This is a genomic window from Pseudomonas sp. R38(2017) (assembly GCF_002112395.1).
Taxonomy (GTDB): Bacteria; Pseudomonadota; Gammaproteobacteria; order Pseudomonadales; family Pseudomonadaceae; genus Aquipseudomonas.
The window spans coordinates 84980-103769 of record NZ_NEHN01000012.1; the positions used below are offsets into that span (position 1 = coordinate 84980).

The 18790-nt window shown below is 60.1% G+C and carries 18 protein-coding genes; 12 read left to right on the forward strand and 6 right to left on the reverse strand.

Annotated features, from left to right (window positions below):
• The first annotated feature begins 10 nt into the window (after positions 1 to 10).
• Positions 11 to 787, forward strand: coding sequence for a class II glutamine amidotransferase (locus tag CAF87_RS25780; protein ID WP_003222625.1), 777 nt, complete (start codon positions 11 to 13; stop codon positions 785 to 787).
• A 14-nt stretch (positions 788 to 801) separates the two neighbouring features.
• Positions 802 to 1344 (forward strand): DUF2937 family protein, encoded by a 543-nt coding sequence (locus tag CAF87_RS25785; protein ID WP_085710286.1) that lies wholly within the window; start codon positions 802 to 804, stop codon positions 1342 to 1344.
• Between the two features lie 34 nt (positions 1345 to 1378).
• Here the strand turns inward: CAF87_RS25785 and CAF87_RS25790 are convergent, their stop codons facing one another.
• Positions 1379 to 2290: a LysR family transcriptional regulator gene (locus CAF87_RS25790; RefSeq protein ID WP_085730030.1), complete on the reverse strand. Its 912-nt coding sequence runs from the start codon at positions 2288 to 2290 to the stop codon at positions 1379 to 1381.
• Between the two features lie 146 nt (positions 2291 to 2436).
• Here CAF87_RS25790 and CAF87_RS25795 point away from each other — a divergent pair, with 146 nt between their 5' ends.
• The 4 genes from CAF87_RS25795 (at position 2437) to CAF87_RS25810 (ending at position 6149) form a co-directional block, all read left to right on the forward strand.
• Positions 2437 to 3723, forward strand: a complete 1287-nt coding sequence (locus tag CAF87_RS25795; protein ID WP_085730031.1) for an MFS transporter — start codon at positions 2437 to 2439, stop codon at positions 3721 to 3723.
• A 61-nt stretch (positions 3724 to 3784) separates the two neighbouring features.
• Positions 3785 to 4537: a 5-oxoprolinase subunit PxpA gene (locus tag CAF87_RS25800; RefSeq protein WP_085730032.1), complete on the forward strand. Its 753-nt coding sequence runs from the start codon at positions 3785 to 3787 to the stop codon at positions 4535 to 4537.
• The gene (locus CAF87_RS25805; RefSeq protein ID WP_085730033.1) at positions 4534 to 5238 is read left to right on the forward strand and encodes an allophanate hydrolase subunit 1; all 705 of its coding nucleotides are present in this window, start codon (positions 4534 to 4536) and stop codon (positions 5236 to 5238) included. The genes CAF87_RS25800 and CAF87_RS25805 overlap by 4 nt, the downstream gene beginning before the upstream one ends.
• Positions 5235 to 6149, forward strand: coding sequence for a biotin-dependent carboxyltransferase family protein (locus tag CAF87_RS25810; RefSeq protein WP_085730034.1), 915 nt, complete (start codon positions 5235 to 5237; stop codon positions 6147 to 6149). Before CAF87_RS25805 ends, CAF87_RS25810 begins: the two co-directional genes overlap by 4 nt.
• Before the next feature lie 36 nt (positions 6150 to 6185).
• On the opposite strand, the gene CAF87_RS25815 is transcribed toward CAF87_RS25810, so the two are convergent.
• Both CAF87_RS25815 and CAF87_RS25820 read right to left on the reverse strand, forming a co-directional pair.
• The gene (locus tag CAF87_RS25815) at positions 6186 to 7364 is read right to left on the reverse strand and encodes a VWA domain-containing protein (RefSeq protein ID WP_007956512.1); all 1179 of its coding nucleotides are present in this window, start codon (positions 7362 to 7364) and stop codon (positions 6186 to 6188) included.
• 12 nt (positions 7365 to 7376) lie between these two features.
• A complete protein-coding gene (locus CAF87_RS25820; RefSeq protein ID WP_007911294.1) occupies positions 7377 to 8222 on the reverse strand; it encodes a MoxR family ATPase in 846 nt (281 codons plus the stop codon).
• Between the two features lie 236 nt (positions 8223 to 8458).
• On the opposite strand from CAF87_RS25820, the gene CAF87_RS25825 reads away from it, so the two are divergent.
• Both CAF87_RS25825 and CAF87_RS25830 read left to right on the forward strand, forming a co-directional pair.
• Positions 8459 to 8653 carry a DUF4160 domain-containing protein gene (locus CAF87_RS25825; protein WP_256575913.1) on the forward strand — a complete coding sequence of 65 codons (195 nt, stop codon included), beginning with the start codon at positions 8459 to 8461 and terminating at the stop codon, positions 8651 to 8653.
• Positions 8641 to 9141 (forward strand): helix-turn-helix domain-containing protein, encoded by a 501-nt coding sequence (locus tag CAF87_RS25830; RefSeq protein WP_085730035.1) that lies wholly within the window; start codon positions 8641 to 8643, stop codon positions 9139 to 9141. Before CAF87_RS25825 ends, CAF87_RS25830 begins: the two co-directional genes overlap by 13 nt.
• Here the strand turns inward: CAF87_RS25830 and CAF87_RS25835 are convergent.
• Positions 9138 to 10214: a DUF748 domain-containing protein gene (locus CAF87_RS25835; RefSeq protein ID WP_085730036.1), complete on the reverse strand. Its 1077-nt coding sequence runs from the start codon at positions 10212 to 10214 to the stop codon at positions 9138 to 9140. The two genes, CAF87_RS25830 and CAF87_RS25835, sit on opposite strands and share 4 nt — an antisense overlap.
• Positions 10215 to 10342: 128 nt before the next feature.
• Between CAF87_RS25835 and cysK the strand changes: the two genes are divergently transcribed.
• From cysK to CAF87_RS25850, 3 genes are all read left to right on the forward strand, one after another.
• Entirely contained in the window at positions 10343 to 11317 is a 975-nt protein-coding gene (gene cysK, locus CAF87_RS25840) for a cysteine synthase A (protein ID WP_085730037.1), read from the forward strand.
• A gap of 187 nt (positions 11318 to 11504) precedes the next feature.
• Positions 11505 to 12443, forward strand: a complete 939-nt coding sequence (locus tag CAF87_RS25845; RefSeq protein WP_085730038.1) for an aspartyl/asparaginyl beta-hydroxylase domain-containing protein — start codon at positions 11505 to 11507, stop codon at positions 12441 to 12443.
• Between the two features lie 652 nt (positions 12444 to 13095).
• Positions 13096 to 13959 (forward strand): DMT family transporter, encoded by an 864-nt coding sequence (locus CAF87_RS25850; protein WP_085730039.1) that lies wholly within the window; start codon positions 13096 to 13098, stop codon positions 13957 to 13959.
• A 57-nt stretch (positions 13960 to 14016) separates the two neighbouring features.
• Here CAF87_RS25850 and CAF87_RS25855 read toward each other — a convergent pair whose 3' ends face one another.
• Together CAF87_RS25855 and CAF87_RS25860 are read right to left on the reverse strand one after the other, a co-directional pair.
• Positions 14017 to 14925, reverse strand: coding sequence for a DMT family transporter (locus CAF87_RS25855; RefSeq protein ID WP_085730040.1), 909 nt, complete (start codon positions 14923 to 14925; stop codon positions 14017 to 14019).
• Positions 14926 to 15009: 84 nt separating this feature from the next.
• Positions 15010 to 16635, reverse strand: coding sequence for a methyl-accepting chemotaxis protein (locus tag CAF87_RS25860; protein ID WP_085730041.1), 1626 nt, complete (start codon positions 16633 to 16635; stop codon positions 15010 to 15012).
• 416 nt (positions 16636 to 17051) lie between these two features.
• On the opposite strand from CAF87_RS25860, the gene aceK reads away from it, so the two are divergent.
• Complete coding sequence (gene aceK, locus CAF87_RS25865) at positions 17052 to 18773, forward strand: bifunctional isocitrate dehydrogenase kinase/phosphatase (RefSeq protein WP_085730042.1); 1722 nt, start codon at positions 17052 to 17054, stop codon at positions 18771 to 18773.
• The last annotated feature ends 17 nt before the right edge of the window (positions 18774 to 18790 follow it).

Below are 18790 nucleotides of genomic sequence, written 5' to 3' on the forward strand. Positions count from 1 at the left end.
GAGCCCGCACATGTGTGAACTATTGGGCATGAGCGCCAACGTGCCGACCGATATCGTGTTCAGCTTCACCGGGCTGATGCAGCGCGGCGGTCGCACCGGTCCGCACCGCGATGGCTGGGGTATCGCCTTCTATGAAGGTCGCGGGTTGCGGCTGTTTCAGGACCCGGCGGCCAGCTGCGAGTCGGAAGTCGCCAATCTGGTGCAGCGTTATCCGATCAAGAGCGAAGTGGTCATCGGCCATATCCGTCAGGCCAACGTCGGCAAGGTCTGCCTGTCCAACACCCACCCGTTCGTCCGCGAACTGTGGGGACGCAACTGGTGCTTCGCGCACAACGGCCAGCTCGCCGATTTCACCCCGATCAAGAGTTTCTACCGCCCGGTCGGCGATACCGACAGCGAGGCGGCGTTCTGCGATTTGCTCAACCGCGTACGTGCAGCGTTTCCGGAACCGGTCGATATAGAAGTGCTGCTGCCGGATCTGGTCGCGGCCTGCGCCGAGTACCGCAGCAAAGGCGTGTTCAATTGCCTGCTCAGCGACGGCGACTGGCTCTTCTGCTATTGCTCGACCAAACTGGCACAGATCACCCGTCGCGCACCGTTCGGCCCGGCGCGGCTCAAGGATGTCGATGTGATCGTCGATTTCCAGGCCGAAACCACGCCAAACGACGTGGTCACGGTGATTGCCACCGAACCCTTGACCGAAAACGAAACCTGGACCCGCTACGAACCGGGCCAATGGAGCCTGTGGCGACGCGGCGAATGCGTCAGCCAGGGCACGACCGAATAAAGGATCTCTCCTCGATGTTGCTCAGTTATCTACGGCTGGTGTTGTTTGCGGCGGGCCTGTTGATCGGTGTCCAGGTGCCGGGGTTCATCAACGATTACGCCAAGCGGGTCGAAGCGCATCTGATCGAAGCACAGACCGGTCTGCGCGGCTTCCAGGGCACAGCCGAGCAATTCTTCAAGGGTGATCTGCAGGCACTGGTCGCTCACTATCGTGCCAGCGAGGACCCGGTGTTTCGCAGCGATGCGGACAGCCTGAGCACCTTGCTCAACCGTCAACTGGCGCTGGACAAGCAATTCCAGGCGATGCAGGGCCCGTGGTACATCCGCTTCCTGCAAGTGGTGCTGGCCGCCGATCCGGATATCCGCAAGGAAACCTGGAACGGCTACAGCTACCAGATTCTGCTGACACCGGAAGCAATGATCTGGGGCATGAGCGGTGCGCTGCTGCTATCGTTCGGCCTCGAATGCCTGTTCCGTCTGATCGACTGGGTGGTGCTGGGTGGCAAGCGCCTGCGCCAGAGCCGGCCGATCGAAGACCGGGATGTGCGCGGGCTGTAAACCTCGATGCATCGTTCCCACGCCGTGGGAACGATCAGCTCAGAACGACGTAATCCGTGCCGACCTTGCGCGCATACCCCTCCAGCACCTGCTGACACAACGTCACAATCTCTTCGACCCATTCCACACCCACCCGCCACGACACCACTACTTGTAGGGCGGGTGGCCGTTGGTCGATGTCGAGCAGGGTCAGTTCGCCCCGCGCCAGTTCCTCGGCCACCAACACTGGCGGCAGTGCGCCAATGCCGAATCCGTCGCGCAGCAGCCGGGTGATCGCCGACACCGAGTTCACACAGTTCAAGCGTGGCGCCAGCACGCCCTGGGCCTGCATCAGCGCCAGAATGTCCTGATGCGGCCGGGAGTTTTTCGAGTAGGTGATGATCCGTTCCTGCGCCAGGTCGGCGAGGCTTTGGTAGTCGCGGTTGTAGATCGAATTGCTGGCGACGATCCAGCCGATGGGGTGGCTGGCCAGTTCCAGGCTGCGCACGCTTTCATGGCGCACCAGATCGGTTTGCAGGATCAGATCGAGAAAGCCTTTTTGCAATTGATCGCAGAGATTCAGCGAGGTATCCGCTACCAACTCGATTTCAACCCGTGGGTACAGATCGGTCATCTGCGCCACCAACGGGCTGAGCCAGGTGTGAATCACCGTGTCCATTACCCCGATGCGTACCCGGCCGACCTTGCTCGATCGGGTCTCGATCGACTGCTTCAGCGCCTGCATCGTATCGAGCATCTGTTCGGCATAGTCCAGCACTTTCAGGCCTTCCGGCGTCAGGCTCACACCGCGTGAATCGCGCACAAACAGCTTTACCCCAAGCTCGCCTTCGAGCACCGCGATCCGGCTGGAGATCGAAGCCTGAGTGGTGAACAGCTTGTCGGCGGTCAGGCGAAAACTCTTTAGCCGGGCGACCCAGACAAAGGTCTCGAGAAACTTCAGGTTCATGGCAACAAATTTTTCTTATGTCTTGGGCGGGTTTTTATTCGTTGGACGCGACCGGGTGACGCACCCAAGAATCGACGCATCCGGTTCCCACGATAGGCGTCGTCGGAGCTTCGAACAAGACCAATAAAAGCCTGCGGAGACATGCCATGAGTGCGCCCGACACCCTCGACCTCCCCAAGACCACGGCCCGTCCCGGCCCGTTCGACTGGTATCGCAACATCAATCAGCAGGAGCGCCGGACGTTCTGGAGCTGCAAGATCGGCTACGGTCTGGACGGCATGGACACCCAGATGCTCAGCTTCGTGGTGCCGACCCTGATCGCGATGTGGGGCATCACCACCGGAGAAGCCGGGCTGATTCACACCAGCACGCTGATCGCTTCGGCCATCGGTGGTTGGGTGGCGGGTATTCTCTCCGACCGCATCGGCCGCGTACGCACCCTGCAACTGACGGTGCTGTGGTTCGCCTTCTTCACTTTCCTCTGCGGTTTCGCCCAGAACTACGAACAACTGCTGATCGCCCGCACTCTGATGGGCTTCGGTTTCGGTGGCGAGTGGACCGCCGGCGCGGTGCTGATCGGTGAAGTGATCCGCGCCAAGGATCGCGGCAAAGCGGTGGGCATGGTGCAATCCGGCTGGGCGCTCGGTTGGGGGCTGACGGCAATTCTCTATGCGCTGCTGTTCTCGGTGCTGCCACCGGAAGATGCCTGGCGCGCACTGTTCATCCTCGGCATCGTGCCGGCGGTGTTCGTGATTTTCGTCCGACGTCTGGTGAAAGATCCCGAGATCTACCGCGAAGCCAAGGCCAAGCAAACTCCGGAAAGCCCGTCGAAGTTCTACGAGATCTTCGCCCCCGGCATGCTCTTCACCACGTTCCGCGCTTCCTTGCTGACCACGGGTGCCCTCGGCGGCTACTACGCGATCACCTCCTGGCTGCCGACCTTTCTGAAAAACGAACGCGGCTTGAGCGTACTCGGCACCGGCGGTTATCTGGCGATGGTGATCATCGGTTCCTACGCCGGTTATGTGATCAGTGCCTATTTGACCGACCTGCTGGGGCGCAAGAAGAACTTCATCCTGTTCGCAGTCGGCTCGTTCACCATCGTTCTGCTCTACACCCAGTTGCCGGTCAGCAATGGCGTGATGTTGTGGCTGGGTTTCCCGCTGGGATTCTTCGCTTCGGGGATTTTCAGCGGCATGGGTGCGTTTCTGACAGAGCTGTTCCCGACACGGATTCGCGGCTCGGGGCAGGGCTTTTGCTACAACATCGGCCGGGCGCTGGCGGCATTGTTCCCGCTGCTGATCGGGTTGCTCAGCCAGAAAGTACCGCTGAGTGTAGGCATTGGTGCCTTCGCAGCAGTGTCCTACGGCGTGGTGATCCTGGCGGCGCTGAGCTTGCCGGAAACCCGTGGCAAGCAACTGGACGCGCAGTAACTGATAACCTGCGACAACTGTCCTACAGCACAAAAAGATAACAGCTACAGGAGTGTTCACCGTGAGCCGCCTGCTATTGAACTGCGACATCGGCGAGAGCTTCGGCAACTGGACCATGGGTCTGGACGCGGAAGTCATGCCCTTTATCGATTGCGCCAACATTGCCTGCGGTTTCCACGCCGGCGACCCGAGCATCATGCGCAAGACCGTCAGCCTGGCGCTGAGCCACGGCGTGCAGATCGGCGCGCATCCGGCCTATCAGGATCTGGTGGGGTTCGGCCGACGCTCCATGGCTTACACCGCCCAGGAGCTGCAGGACATCCTGCATTACCAGATCGGCGCTCTCGACGGTATTTGCCGTGCCCAGGGTGGCAAAGTCAGCTACGTCAAACCCCACGGCGCGATGTACAACGACATGATGGCCAACCCGGCGCAGTTGCGGGCGGTGATTCAGGCTGTCGCGGCTTACGACCGCAGTTTGCCGCTGATGCTGATGGCCACCCGCGACAACACGGCCGCGCAACAACTCGGCGACGAATATGGCGTGACCCTGTGGTTCGAAGCCTTCGCCGACCGCGCCTACGACAGCGCCGGCCGACTGGTGTCGCGACAACTGTCGGGCGCGGTGCATCACGACGCCGAAACCATCATCGGGCAAGCCCTGACCATCGCCCGTGGCGACTACCTCACCGCCAGCGACGGCAGCGCGCTGCACCTGCAAGCCAACACTTTGTGTGTACACGGCGACAACGCTAGCTCAGTGGCAGCCGTGCAACGCATTCGTCAGGCGCTGAACGAGCAGAGCGCGCCATGAATCCGCGGGTGGAAGTGGTGGCACTGGATTGCCTGATGCTGCGCCTGTTCGATGAAATCGCGGAAGCCAACATGCCGTGGATGCTCGCCGCCAGCGAGCGGTTGCGCACGGTGTTTGGCGCGCATTTGATCGATCTGGTGCCGTCGTACACCACATTGATGGTGCATTACGATCTGACCGAATTGAATCCGAGTCAGGCCCGGGAACTGATTGCCGAAGCGCTGATCGACCTGTCGCCGAATGCACGAACCGGTGGCCAGTGCCATGTGCTGCCGGTGTGGTACGACCTGAGTGTCGGTCCGGAACTGAGCCTGCTGTCACAGCGCAGCGGCTTGTCTGTAGAAGAAGTGATCCGCCTTCACAGTGCTCGCGAATATCAAGTGTTCGCGCTTGGTTTCGCGCCGGGGTTCGCTTTCATGGGACTGGTGGAAGAAGTGCTGGCAGCTCCGCGCCTGAATACCCCACGCAAGAAAGTCGCCGCCGGCAGCGTCGGTATCGCCGAGCGGCAGACCGCAGCGTATCCGGTGGTCTCTCCGGGTGGCTGGAACCTGATCGGTCGCACGCCGGCAAAACTGTTCGACCGTGAACGCGATGGCTACAGCCTCATGCTGCCCGGCGATACCGCGCGTTTCGAAGCGGTAAGCCATGCAGAATTCATCAACCTCGGCGGTGATGACACACCTTTGGAGGCGTTGTCATGAGCCGACTGACGATTGAAGCAAGTACGCCACTGTGCCTGTTGCAGGACGCCGGGCGGTTTGGCGTGCGCCATCTGGGCGTGACCCAGGGCGGCGCGGCGGACTGGCGGTCGATGGCCTGGGCCAACTGGCTGCTGGGCAATGGCCTGGATCTGCCGGTGATCGAAATCACCCTCGGCGGGTTTGCGGTAGTGGCGCAAGAGGATTGTCTGCTGGCGCTGGCCGGTGCCGATCTGGGCGCGCAGATTGACGGTGAGGCGCTGGCGCCGTGGCGCAGTTTCAAGCTGCATAAAGGGCAGACCTTGAAGCTCACCCAGCCGTTGCTGGGGGCTCGGGTCTATCTGGCGGCTCCCGGCGGTTTCAGCGCGCCGAAAGTGCTGGGCAGCAGTGCCACGGTGGTGCGCGAGGAACTCGGTGGTCTCGATGGTTTTGGTTTGCCATTGGCCAAGGGCGCATGCCTGAGTTATCAGGGCGAAACCCTGTTGGTGCGTGAGGTCCCGGCACAACATCGGCCAGACCTGCGGCTAGACGCGCCGCTCGATCTGGTGCTCGGCGCGCAGATCGGTCAGTTCAGCGGGCAGAGCCTGTTCGATGCGTTCAACAGTCATTGGACGCTGGACAGTCGTGCCGACCGCATGGGCATTCGTCTGTTGGGGACGGCGTTGCAGTATCAGGGCCAGCCGATGATTTCCGAAGGCATCCCGTTGGGCGCGGTGCAGGTGCCGCCGGACGGGCAGCCGATCGTGTTGCTCAATGATCGGCAGACCATTGGCGGGTATCCGCGATTGGGAGCGTTGACGCCGTTGGCGCTGGCTCGCCTGGCGCAGTATCTGCCGGGGGCGAAGGTCAGATTGCGCCCGGTGGTGCAGGACGTCGCGCACCGGGAGCATGTCGAGTATCTGAAGCGCTTTTGATCGTTCCCCCGCCGTTGGCGGGGGAACCATTGCGGATTACTTGGACAGAAACCGCATCCCTTCTTCGAGCCCGCGCAACGTCAGCGGATACATCTGATCCTCGATCAAATCCCGCACGATATTGGTCGACGAGGTGTAGCCCCAGGTGTCTTTCGGATACGGGTTGATCCAGATGAGCTTCTTGTACTTCTCCATGAAGCGCTGCATCCACACGTAACCCGGCTCTTCGTTCCAGTGCTCGACGCTGCCGCCGGCCTGGGTAATTTCATAAGGCGCCATGGCCGCGTCGCCAATGAAGATCACTTTGTAGTCGGCGCCGTACTTGTGCAGCAGGTCCTGGGTCGACGTGCGCTCGGAGGTGCGGCGCATGTTGTTCTTCCACACCGATTCATAAATGAAGTTGTGAAAGTAGAAGTACTCCAGATGCTTGAACTCGGTCTTGCAGGCCGAGAACAGTTCCTCGCAGATCTTCACGTGGGCGTCCATCGAACCGCCGATGTCGAACAGCAGCAACAGCTTCACCGTGTTGCGCCGTTCCGGGCGCATCTGGATGTTCAGCAGGCCGGCGTCCTTGGCGGTGTGGTCGATGGTGCCGTCGATGTCCAGTTCTTCCGCTGCGCCCTGGCGCGCGAATTTACGCAGGCGGCGCAGGGCGACCTTGATGTTGCGGGTGCCCAGTTCCACGGAGTCGTCGAGGTTCTTGTACTCGCGCTGATCCCAGACTTTCACCGCTTTGCCCTGGCGCTTGCCGGCGTCGCCGACCCGGATGCCTTCCGGGTTGAAACCGCCGGAGCCGAACGGGCTGGTGCCGCCGGTGCCGATCCATTTGTTGCCGCCGGCGTGACGTTCCTTCTGTTCTTCCAGGCGTTTCTTGAACTCCTCGATCAGCTTGTCCAGGCCGCCGAGGGACTGGATCTGCGCACGTTCTTCGTCGGTCAGCGAACGCTCGAATTCCTTGCGCAGCCAATCTTCGGGGATCAGCGCCTGCAAGTGATCGTCGAGTTTTTCCAGGCCGTTGAAGTAGGCGCCGAACGCACGGTCGAACTTGTCGAAATGCCGTTCGTCCTTCACCAGAATCGCCCGGGACAGGTAGTAAAACTCGTCCATGTCGGCGAAGGTCACACGCTGTTTCAACGCGTTGATCAGGTCGAGCAGCTCGCGCACCGACACCGGCACCTTGGCTGCGCGCATTTCATTGAACAGGTTGAGCAACATGGCGTCAGCCTCTTAGCGGGTGCCGCGACGGCTCATGAATGCCAGGCGCTCAAGCAGTTGCACGTCCTGTTCGTTCTTCACCAGCGCACCGGCCAGCGGCGGGATGGCTTTGGTCGGATCGCGCTCGCGCAGTACGGCTTCGCCGATGTTGTCGGCCATCAGCAATTTTAGCCAGTCGACAAGTTCTGAGGTCGATGGCTTCTTCTTCAGGCCAGGTACCTTGCGCACGTCGAAGAACACGTCCAGCGCTTCGCTGACCAGATCCTTCTTTATGTCCGGGTAGTGAACATCGACGATTTTCTGCAGGGTGGTGCGGTCGGGGAAAGCGATGTAGTGGAAGAAGCAGCGGCGCAGGAAGGCGTCCGGCAGCTCTTTCTCGTTGTTGGAGGTAATGATGATGATCGGACGCTTCTTGGCCTTGATGGTCTCGTCGATCTCGTAAACGTAGAACTCCATCTTGTCGAGTTCTTGCAGCAGGTCGTTGGGGAACTCGATGTCGGCCTTGTCGATTTCGTCGATCAGCAGGATGACGCGTTCTTCGGACTCGAACGCTTCCCAGAGCTTGCCTTTCTTCAGGTAGTTGCGCACATCGTGGACTTTTTCATTGCCCAGTTGCGAATCGCGCAGGCGGCTGACCGCATCGTACTCGTACAGGCCCTGATGGGCCTTGGTGGTGGACTTGATGTGCCAGGTGATCAGCTTGGCGCCGAACGATTCGGCCAATTGCTCGGCGAGCATGGTCTTGCCGGTGCCCGGTTCGCCCTTGACCAGCAGCGGCCGCTCCAGGGTGATGGCGGCGTTGACCGCCAGCTTCAGGTCATCGGTGGCGACGTAGGCCTGGGTGCCTTCGAACTTCATCTGCTAATCCTCGAACGGTAACGCCGACCTGAACGGGCAGGGCGGGGGCGAAATAATCGGATGCCCGACTATAACGCGCGGCCCGGTCGACTGTGAACGCAGACGGCTTATTCAGTCTCTGAATGGGGCGTCACATGTTGACTCGGTTTCGGCACGGGGCCAGCATTCAGGTATCGCCGATTTGGCGATAGTCTTCGGGCATGACTACCAAACACCGATTTCGCTAAAAATACCGCATTCAGTTGCGCGAGAAGGATCACCCGCCACCCCATGTTCACCTGACCGGTGGTGGAGTGGATGTGATGCTGAGCCTGGAAACCGTCGAGGTCATGATGGGCAAGGCACCGCCGCTGATCGTCAAGGAGGCGTTGGCGTGGGTATCGGCTCATCAGACGCAATTGCTGGAGGACTGGAAACGATGTTACCCATGAGGCGGCCACGGTTGGCGGCTGTGCAGGCACTGGCTGATGCTCGCCTGTCACTGACCTTTATTGACGACCAGCAACTAACACTCGATTTGAGCCGCGACCTCCAAACCTATCCGGGGCTCGCACCGTTACTGGATGCCGCCGTATTCGCAACAGCCGATCTGGGTGACGACGGCTGGAGCGTGGAATGGCTGCAGCCGGATATCCAGATTGGTGCCGATACCTTGTACCGGGACGCGCTCGCGCAAAATGCGCCCGACGAAAACACACGGATCTTCATGGATTGGCGCGCTCGCACCGGTTTACCACTGAATGAGGCAGCCGAAGCGTTGGGTGTCAGTGCCCGTAGCATCAGTCGCTACAGTAATGGCCGGGAAATCGTGCCGCGGTCGTTGGCCCTGGCCTGTCTGGGTTGGGATTCGTTGCAGGAGAAACCTGCACTGATCGCAGCAGAGGACACTGGGCGCTACATCGTCAACCGTAAAACTTAACCCGCATCCGGCTTCGGCCGTTCATACCGCGCATTGAACGCCTGGATGAATCCATTGCGCAAAATCTGCAAAAACGCTTCGAATGCGCTGATATCTTGCTGATGGACGCTGCCACTGAGTTCGACCTTGGTGGCGAACTGGTTCTTGGCCTGGTTCTTCAGCACGGTTTCAGTGCCGCCCACCAGTGCCTCCCAGACTGAGCGGAAGATGCTTTTGTTCTTGTTTTCCACGTCCTGCTGCCAGTTGAACACTTCAACGTCGCGCAGCAACGGCTTGATGTAGCCGGTGAGCTGGGCCTTTTTGGCCTGGGCTTCGATGACCACGTCGCCGTGGCCGGCGTTGAAGTCGAATTTGCCGTAGGCCGAGGCGAAGTCGTTCATGCGCTTGAGTTCGAGGTCGCGGGCCCGCAGGCGGAACTCGAAGTCTTCGAAGTTGCTTAGCGGGTCGAATGTGGCGGAGGTTTCCAGCGGTGCCTGGCCCAGCAGCAGGGCTTTGCCTTCAAAGCGAGCGTCACGTTTGCCTTCCTTGTCGACCACGTTGGTCAGGTTGTAAATGCTGGCGTCGACGTTGGTTGCATTCATGTTTACCGGTGGTTTGGAGTTGAAGTTGCGAAAGCTGATACGGCCATCGTTGATCTGCACCTCGTCGAGGGTGATCGGCAGCAATTTGCCCAACTGCTCGCGCCAGTCAGTGCCTTGACCGGTCTGGGAGTTCTGCTTGTTGGCCCCGCCATCAACGAAGTTCACCTGAGGTTTAAAGAATTTCACCTGCGCCACGACAGCATGGTCATACCAAAGCGAGTGCCAACTGACAGACAGGTCGATAACCGGCGCATCGACGAATGGCACCGGTACCTTGCCGTCGACCTTGACGATCTTCAGGCCGTTGATCTTGTACGCGCCACGCCACAGAGCCAGATCGACATCGGTGATCTGACCACGGTAGTCGCCCATGTTGGCCAGTTTTTCATTCAGATAGTCGCGCATGAGGTAGGGCAGGGCGATGTGCAAGGCAATCAACAGCACAACGAAAGTGGCGAGGATCCACAACGGCCAGCGGTAGCGACGCTTCATGGTGGCAATTCCCGAACGATGTAAAGCGATTGACTGTCGGCCGTTGCAGACGTTCGACCCGACTGGACTGGCAAGAGCAACAGGCTTACCTTGGAGAGCTGAATTCAACGCTGCACAAGGACCCAGCCATGAGCCGTATTTTTGCTGACAACGCCCATTCCATCGGCAATACGCCGCTGGTACAGATCAATCGCATTGCGCCCCGTGGCGTGACCATTCTGGCCAAGATCGAAGGTCGTAATCCGGGTTACTCGGTGAAGTGTCGGATCGGCGCGAACATGATCTGGGACGCCGAAAGCAGCGGAAAACTCAAGCCGGGCATGACCATTGTCGAGCCGACTTCGGGCAATACCGGCATCGGCCTGGCCTTCGTGGCGGCCGCTCGCGGTTACAAACTGATGCTGACCATGCCGGCCTCGATGAGTATCGAGCGTCGTAAAGTACTGAAGGCGCTGGGTGCCGAACTGGTGCTGACCGAGCCTGCCAAAGGCATGAAAGGCGCAATCGAAAAGGCCAACGAGATCGTCGCCGGCGACCCGGGCAAATATTTCATGCCGGCCCAGTTCGACAACCCGGCGAATCCGGCCATTCACGAAAAGACCACCGGCCCGGAAATCTGGAACGACACCGATGGTGCCATCGATGTGCTGGTGGCAGGCGTCGGCACGGGCGGAACCATCACCGGTGTGTCGCGGTATATCAAGAATACGGCGGGCAAACCGATTATCTCGGTGGCGGTGGAACCAGTGTCTTCTCCCGTGATCACCCAGGCGTTGGCCGGCGAAGAGATCAAGCCGAGCCCGCACAAGATTCAGGGCATTGGCGCCGGTTTCGTGCCGAAAAACCTTGATCTGTCGATGGTTGATCGGGTCGAGCGCGTGACTGATGAAGAGTCCAAGGCAATGGCCCTGCGCCTGATGCAGGAGGAAGGGATCTTGTGTGGCATTTCCTGCGGTGCGGCGATGGCCGTGGCGGTCCGCCTGGCGGAAACCCCGGAAATGCAGGGCAAGACCATCGTGGTGGTACTGCCGGACTCCGGTGAGCGTTATCTGTCGAGCATGTTGTTCAGCGATCTGTTCACCGATCAGGAGAACCAGCAGTAAGCGTCCCGTTGATTCAGATCAGCCAGGGTTCAGGCTCGTTATGTTAATTAGTGCTTTGTTGCGCAATTCTTAACACTGAATCTTGGGTCGGGCGGGTTTTTCCCGGAGCCGGTAGTGTTTATCATGGCCGGCCGCCATGTCGGGTAAATGACATGGCGTGGCGTTGTCTTTTTTCAAGGAGTCGTTGATGACCTTTTCGTTGGCCGCCAAGGTGTTGGTGTTGCTGCTGTTTGTGGGCAGCATCCTCTACGTGCATTTGCGCGGCAAGGCACGTTTGCCGGTGCTGCGTCAGTTCGTCAACCATTCGGCGCTGTTCGCTCCATACAACGCGTTGATGTACCTGTTCTCCGGCGTGCCGTCCAAACCCTATCTGGATCGCAGCAAGTTTCCGGAACTTGACGTGCTGCGCGATAACTGGGAAACCATTCGCGACGAGGCCATGCACCTGTTCGACGAAGGCTATATTCGCGCCGCCGAGAAGAACAACGACGCCGGTTTCGGTTCGTTCTTCAAAAAAGGCTGGAAGCGTTTCTACCTCAAGTGGTACGACAAACCGCTGCCATCGGCCGAAACCCTGTGCCCGAAAACCGTGGCGCTGGTCAGTGCCATCCCTAACGTCAAGGGCGCGATGTTCGCGCTGTTGCCGGGTGGCAGCCATTTGAACCCGCACCGCGATCCGTTCGCCGGTTCCCTGCGTTATCACCTCGGTCTGTCGACGCCGAACTCCGACGATTGCCGGATTTTCGTCGATGGTCAGGTCTACGCCTGGCGTGACGGTGAAGACGTGATGTTCGACGAGACTTACGTGCACTGGGTCAAGAACGAAACCGAACAGACCCGCGTCATCCTGTTCTGCGACGTCGAGCGTCCGCTGAGTAATCGCCTCATGACCCGCATCAACCGTTCCATCAGCGCCTGGCTGGGCCGCGCCACCGCACCGCAGAACCTCGACGACGAACGCGTCGGCGGGATCAACCAGGCTTACGCGTGGAGCAAGAACTTCAGCGACAAGTTCAGCGGTAAGGTCAAACAGTGGAAACGCCGAAATCCAAAGGCCTATCGCGTGATGCGGCCGGTGCTGGCGGTGGTGGTGTTGACGCTGCTGGGGTATTGGCTGTTTGGTTGAGGCTGACTCGCAGGCAATAAAAAACCGCTCACAAGGAGCGGTTTTTTATTGCCTGCGAGTCAGCGCCGTCCAGCGAGAACGTCGGGTTCGCCCTCGATACCTGTAGTCAGTAGCTGAAGAAAGCGCTGCTGATTGGTTGATTGTTCGGAGGAAGCAAGCCTTTCATCCGTTTTGATTGATCTTTTCTTGGTAGGTTTTTTTTCACGGATTTGCGCATGAGCCCGCCCTCGTAGTGGATGTAGCCGTTGCTCAACAGCCTATTCAGCTCTCGTTCATCCGTCGCTAGCGGCCCTTTGCCCAACTCATTGCAATCCATGTCGCAGGCTGGTTATAGTCGGCGCTCGTGAGTCTCACGATTTACCTTTCAACCCCTCAAAAAAAGATCAGCCCAGATGCCTGCATCCCTCATCAACGCGGTAGTCGATTCAGCGGTCAACGCTGGCGTCGTGCCGTGCGGGAATCAGCAGCCTGTGCAGATCAGTCATTACCCCCCACCTGTCAGTAGCACGCCGGTGTGCGCAGTCGTATCACCGCCGGGCGTGGCGTTTCGGGCTGATCAGCGTTTTCTGCTGACCCCTGTGCCCGCCTGAAAAAACCTACTGAATTTCAGCTTCGGCTGAGTTGGCTATTTGCCTGACTACAGGTGGTATTCATGTTTGTCTTTTCGAAAAAGTCCGCGCTCGCGGCGGCGTCCACGAGTCTGTTCGTTCTGCTGTGGAGCAGCGGGGCGATCTTCTCCAAGTGGGGGCTGGCCCACGCTTCGCCCTTTGCCTTTCTGCTGATCCGTTTTGTGATTGCCCTGTGCGGGCTGGTGCTGCTGGTGCCTTTGCTCAAGCTGAAACTGCCCAGGGGCGGCCGGCCGATGCTGTATGCGATGACTACCGGGGTGGTGCTGTTGGGCGCTTACCAGATCTTTTATCTGCTGGCGCTTGATCTGAAGGTCACCCCCGGCGTGATGGCGACCATCATGGGCGTGCAACCTATCCTCACGGTGGTGATCATGGAGCGACAGCGCTCGGCGAGCCGGATGTTTGGTCTGGCGCTGGGATTGGCCGGTCTGATCATGGTCGTCTATCAAGGCATCGGCCTGGCCGGCATGTCGCTGGCGGGGATGCTGTTCGGTCTGCTCGCGCTGGCAAGCATGACCTTCGGCTCGATCATGCAGAAACGCATCACCGACAATCCCCTCGGGACGCTACCGGTGCAGTATCTGGCCGGTCTGCTGCTGTGCGGGATTTTCGTGCCGTTCCAGCCGTTTCACTTCGAGCACAGCGCCGGTTTCATCGTGCCGGTGTTGTGGATGGGACTGGTGGTGTCCGTGCTGGCGACGTTGCTGCTGTACCGGCTGATCGCCCGGGGCAATCTGGTGAATGTCACCAGTCTGTTCTATCTGGTGCCGGCCGTGACGGCGGTGATGGATTACCTGATTTTCGGTAATCGCCTGGCCGCGTTAAGCGTACTGGGGATGCTGTTGATCATCGTCGGTCTGGTGTTCGTGTTCCGTAAATCGGCGTAAGGAACGCGTATAAAAAAGGCCCGGGAGGAAACTCCCGGGCCTTTTTGCATCTGTCGATCAGCGAGTCGCGACTTCTACCGGTTTCACCGCCGCCGGCTTCAATACCAGCCACAACGCAATCGCGATCAACACCCCGCCATACACGTGGGCCATCGACAGCGGTTCATCGAGAAACAGCGCCCCCCACAACACGCCGAACGGCGGAATCATGAAGGTCACGGTCATCGACTTCACCGGCCCGATGGAACTCAGCAGGCGGAAGTAAATGATGTAGGCAAACGCCGTGCAGCCCAGACCCAGGCCCAGCAGCGACAGCCAGACATTCCAGCCACCCCAGCTCACCGGCGGCTGGGTGATGACGCTGTAACCGAACAGCGGCAACAGAAACAGGGTCGCACCGAGCATGCTGCCCAGCGCCGACAGACGACTGTCGAGCCCGCCGGCCTGATCCAGCCAGCGTCGGGCAAGGAACCCGGCGAAGCCATAGCAGGTGGTTGCGAGCAGGCAGGCCACCGCGCCCATCAGCAGGTGCAGATCGAACGCGACCGGGCCGGCGCGGGTCAGCACGCCCACCCCGAGCAGGCCGAGGAACACGCCGGCGAGTTTGGCCAGCGTGAGTTTTTCACTGAAGAACAATCCGCCGATCAACACCCCCATTAATGGCGTGGTGGCGTTGAAGATCGCCGAATACCCGGCGGGCAGAACCTGAGCGGCGACGGAGTACATGGTTGCCGGGAGGCCCGAGTTGATAACACCCAGCAGCATCACGGTCTTGAGTTTGCCTTTGAAATCCCAGCTGACACGCATCAGGCCGAGGATCACCAGCAAACCGACCGCCGCGATCGAGACCCGGAAAAATCCGGTCGGAACGGTGCCGATCGCGGGGGCGATGATGCGCATGAAAAGGAAGCTCGCACCCCAGATCGCAGCCAGCGACAACATGCGGAAAATATCGACAGGGCTCACAGGTAACTCCTTCCTTGATCGGGACGAGAGTGTTGCCGAGCGCCCTGACGATGGCAACCGCTAATCGGGCATTTAATTTCCCCGTCAGAGCACGAAGCGCGTCACCAGGCCGTTGAGGTCGACGGCCAGACGCGACAGTTCCTGACTGGCGGCAGAGGTCTGGGTGGCGCCAGCGGCGGTCTGGGTCGACAGATCGCGGATGGTCACCAGATTTTCATCGACTTCCCGGGCCACCAGTGCCTGTTGCTCGGCAGCGCTGGCGATCACCAGATTGCGCTGGTTGATCTGCGAGATCGACGCGGTGATTTTCTCCAGTGCATGGCCGGCACTGTTGGCCCGGCGCAGGGTTTGGCTGGCTTGCTCGGCGCTGTTTTGCAACGCGCCGACGGTGGCGCCGGTGCCTTGCTGGATGCTGCTGATCATCAGCTCGATTTCTTCGGTGGAGTTCTGCGTGCGCTGGGCCAGCGAGCGAACCTCGTCGGCGACCACCGCAAACCCACGTCCGGCCTCACCGGCCCGCGCCGCTTCAATGGCGGCGTTCAGGGCCAGCAGGTTGGTCTGCCCGGCGATGCCGCGAATCACTTCCAGCACTTTGCTGATGTCCTGAGCCTGGGTCGCAAGGCCCTCGGCCTGTTCGGAGGCGCCGAGCACCGCGCTGACCAGTTCCTGAATCGAGCTTATCGTCTCGCTGACCTGCACATGCCCGTGCTTGCTATCCTCGTTCGAGGCTTCGGACGCCTCGGCGCTGGACACCGCATTGGCGGCGACTTCATCGACCGCCGTGCTCATTTCGGTGACCGCCGTGGCGGCCTGCTCGATCTGGTCGTTCTGCTGTTGCAGGCCGCGGGTGCTCTGTTCCATCACTGAACTCATTTCCTCGGCGGCAGAGGCCAGTTGTTGGGCCGACTCGCTGATGCCGCGAATGGTCGAGCGCAGATTGCCCTGCATCTCGGTCAGCGCCGTGAGCAACTGCGCCGCTTCGTCCCGGCCTTCGCTGTCGATGCGACCGCTGAGGTCTCCCGAAGCAATTCGCCGTGCCACGTTCAGCGCCTGATTGATCGGCGCGGTGATGCTGCGTGTCAGCAGCCAGGCCAGCAGTAACGTGGCAATCAGGGCGATGACGATGATCGTGGCGACGATCCACAGCGCCTGCTGGTACATCGCCGCCGCGGACTTGGCTGCGGCATCCGCGCCTTGCTGATTGAGGCTGATCATCTGCTCCAGGGTCTTGTCGAGCACCGTGCCCTGCGGCGCCAGTTCATTGTTCAGGCGCGCGTAGGCCTGATCGTTCTGCCCGGCGTCGATCTGTTTGATGATCTGGTCGAGGATGCTCAGGTACTTGGCCGTATCGGCGCTCAGACCTTCCAGCATCGCCTGTTCCTGATCGCTGGCGATCAGGGCTTTGTGGTCGTCGAGGCGCTTGAGCAGTTCCTGGCGTTGCGCGGTGAGAAGACCCTTACTGCGTTCGCGAACGGCCGCCTGGGTGCTGGTGATCAGGCGCAGGGATTCGAGACGGATGCTGGCGATGTTAGCCGCTGTGTCATGGATGCTTTCGATGCTGGGCATCCACGACTCCTCGATCACCGCCGCGCTCTCGCGCAGGGTTTTCATCTGGCCCAGGCCGAACAGGCCGACCACCACCAGCAGACTGGCCAGAACGGCAAAACACAAACTGGCGCGCAAACCGATGCGCAGATTCCGGATAGACATCAATGTGCTCCTTAGGATGAGAGAGAGGATGTCCTCGTGAACCGAGGATCTTGTTGTGAGGCGGGTAATGGCGGGGTGTATATCAAAGTGCCATCATCTTGGTAAGGCCGGATTAATGTTCGAGGCCGCACGAAGTAGGCAGGCGTGGTCAATCAGGGAAAAGCCGCGGGCTAGAGATGTCGCTTGACAATTGAACCCCAAGCCCAACGAAACCGTGGGCTGGCGCCGGCACGGTCGGAGAACGGAGCGAGACGTTAATTGACCGAACGGTCGATTAAAAAAACTTTGATAAAAACTGTGTCGCTGTACAACCCGGTCGAGGATTTGGCAGAAATTGCACTTCTCCTGTGCCCGGTTCCGTGGCTAAGCTCAGGCCTTCGAGCGCAGATTCTTCAATTCCCGCAGAGGTCTCATCTATGCCGCAGCAATGGCCAGCCACCGACATCGCCCGCATGATCCTCGATGGCTTTGACGATTACCGCGAGCATTTCCGGCGGATCACCGACGGCGCCCGGGAGCGTTTCGAGCAGGCCCGCTGGCAGGACACGCAAACGGCGTCGGCCGCGCGGATCAACCTCTACGAAGAAAAGGTCGGTGAAACCGTCGCCCGCCTGCGCGAATATTTCGAGCCGGACACCTTGATGGACGTCACCTGCTGGCCGCTGGTGAAAAGCGCCTACATCAGCATCATCGACCTGCGTTTCGACGATGAGCTGTCCGAAACCTGGTACAACTCGATTTTCTGCGGCCTGTTCAGCCACGACCTGATCAGCGACGGCTGCATGTTCATCCACACGACGCGCCCGAGCCTGCGCCGGGCTCGGGCCGCGCAAACCCGCACCTATAAACCCCAAGGGCAGATATCGGGCATGCTTGCGAGCATCTTTGCCGATTACCGCTTCAGCGAGGCTTACGCCGATTTGCCCGGTGACTTGCAGCGTCTGGAGGCGCAACTGCGCGAGAACCTGCCGGACTGGGTGTGCAAGGATCCGGAGCTGAGCGTCGAGCTGTTTTCCTCGGTGCTGTACCGCAACAAGGGCGCGTACCTGGTCGGGCGCATCTACACCAACGACGATCAATGGCCGCTGGTGATTCCGCTGTTGCACCGCGAGGGGAGGGGGATTCAGATCGACGCGCTGATCACCGACGAAGCCGAAGTGTCGATCATCTTCTCGTTCACCCGCTCGTATTTCATGGTGGATGTGCCGGTGCCGGCGGAATTCATCGGATTCCTCAAGCGCATCCTGCCGGGCAAGCACATTGCCGAGCTGTACACCTCGATCGGCTTCTACAAGCACGGCAAGTCCGAGTTCTACCGTGCCCTGATCAATCACCTGGCCAACACCGACGACCAGTTCATCATGGCGCCTGGCGTGCGCGGCATGGTCATGAGCGTGTTCACGCTGCCGGGCTTCAACACCGTGTTCAAGATCATCAAGGACCGCTTCTCGCCGTCGAAAAACGTCGACCGCGCCACGGTGATCGAGAAATACCGGCTGGTGAAAAGCGTCGACCGCGTCGGGCGCATGGCCGATACCCAGGAATTCGCCGACTTTCGTTTTCCGCTGAGCAAATTCGATCCGGCCTGCCTGGCGGAACTGCTGGAAGTCGCGCCATCCACGGTGTCGCTCGAAGGCGAAACAGTGCTGATTCGCCACTGCTGGACCGAACGCCGGATGACCCCGCTGAACCTCTATCTGGACAACGCCAACGAAGCCCAGGTACGCGAAGCGCTGGAGGATTACGGCTTGGCGATCAAGCAATTGGCGGCGGCCAACATCTTCCCCGGCGACATGCTGCTGAAAAACTTTGGCGTCACCCGCCATGGCCGGGTGGTGTTCTACGACTACGACGAGATCTGCTTCCTCACCGAAGCCAACTTCCGCCACATCCCGCCACCGCGCACGCCGGAGGACGAAATGGCTTCCGAACCGTGGTATTCGATCGGTCCGCTGGACGTGTTCCCCGAGGAATTTCCGCCGTTTCTGTTCGCCGATGCCAGGCAGCGAAAACTGTTCGATCAGTTGCATGGCGAGCTGTATAACGCCGATTACTGGAAGGGCTTGCAGGAGGCGATCCGGGCCGGGAAAGTCATCGATGTCTTTCCGTATCGGCGCAAGGGGCTGGATAACGAATAAAGTCGCCGCCAGCAGCA

Coding starts and splice junctions, on each gene's coding strand:
- CAF87_RS25795 (WP_085730031.1), top strand. CDS start 2,437: ATGAGTGCGCCCGACACCCTCGACCTCCCCAAGACCACGGCCCGTCCC.
- CAF87_RS25805 (WP_085730033.1), top strand. CDS start 4,534: ATGAATCCGCGGGTGGAAGTGGTGGCACTGGATTGCCTGATGCTGCGC.
- aceK (WP_085730042.1), top strand. CDS start 17,052: ATGCCGCAGCAATGGCCAGCCACCGACATCGCCCGCATGATCCTCGAT.
- CAF87_RS25815 (WP_007956512.1), bottom strand. CDS start 7,364: ATGTTGCTCAACCTGTTCAATGAAATGCGCGCAGCCAAGGTGCCGGTG.
- CAF87_RS25830 (WP_085730035.1), top strand. CDS start 8,641: ATGTTACCCATGAGGCGGCCACGGTTGGCGGCTGTGCAGGCACTGGCT.
- cysK (WP_085730037.1), top strand. CDS start 10,343: ATGAGCCGTATTTTTGCTGACAACGCCCATTCCATCGGCAATACGCCG.
- CAF87_RS25790 (WP_085730030.1), bottom strand. CDS start 2,290: ATGAACCTGAAGTTTCTCGAGACCTTTGTCTGGGTCGCCCGGCTAAAG.
- CAF87_RS25785 (WP_085710286.1), top strand. CDS start 802: ATGTTGCTCAGTTATCTACGGCTGGTGTTGTTTGCGGCGGGCCTGTTG.
- CAF87_RS25850 (WP_085730039.1), top strand. CDS start 13,096: ATGTTTGTCTTTTCGAAAAAGTCCGCGCTCGCGGCGGCGTCCACGAGT.
- CAF87_RS25845 (WP_085730038.1), top strand. CDS start 11,505: ATGACCTTTTCGTTGGCCGCCAAGGTGTTGGTGTTGCTGCTGTTTGTG.
- CAF87_RS25820 (WP_007911294.1), bottom strand. CDS start 8,222: ATGAAGTTCGAAGGCACCCAGGCCTACGTCGCCACCGATGACCTGAAG.
- CAF87_RS25780 (WP_003222625.1), top strand. CDS start 11: ATGTGTGAACTATTGGGCATGAGCGCCAACGTGCCGACCGATATCGTG.
- CAF87_RS25835 (WP_085730036.1), bottom strand. CDS start 10,214: ATGAAGCGTCGCTACCGCTGGCCGTTGTGGATCCTCGCCACTTTCGTT.
- CAF87_RS25860 (WP_085730041.1), bottom strand. CDS start 16,635: ATGTCTATCCGGAATCTGCGCATCGGTTTGCGCGCCAGTTTGTGTTTT.
- CAF87_RS25810 (WP_085730034.1), top strand. CDS start 5,235: ATGAGCCGACTGACGATTGAAGCAAGTACGCCACTGTGCCTGTTGCAG.